The 267-nt window shown below is 70.0% G+C and carries 1 protein-coding gene; it reads left to right on the top strand.

The window, feature by feature from the left end:
* Window positions 1-58: 58 nt before the first annotated feature.
* The coding region (locus tag PZC42_RS24805) for a hypothetical protein (protein WP_498041207.1) at window positions 59-267 on the top strand (209 nt) is incomplete at its 3' end.

Below are 267 nucleotides of genomic sequence, written 5' to 3'. Positions count from 1 at the left end.
GCCGACCTCCGGGCTCGACTCCACCACCGCCGCCAGGATCGTCGGCACGCTCCGCCGCATGGCCGCCGGCGGCGGCCGCACCGTGGTGGTGACCATCCACCAGCCGTCGTCGAGGCTCTACCACATGTTCGACAAGGTCCTCCTCCTCTCCTCCGACGGCTGCCCCATCTACTACGGCCTCGCCGCTGACGCGCTCTCCTACTTCGCCTCAGTCGGCTTCGCCTCGCCGCTGTCGCTCAACCCGGCTGACCTCATGCTCGACCTCGC

The organism is Isoptericola croceus, assembly GCF_029382255.1.
GTDB classification, from domain to species: domain Bacteria; phylum Actinomycetota; class Actinomycetes; order Actinomycetales; family Cellulomonadaceae; genus Isoptericola; species Isoptericola croceus.
This window is presented reverse-complemented; position numbering and strand designations above follow the sequence as displayed.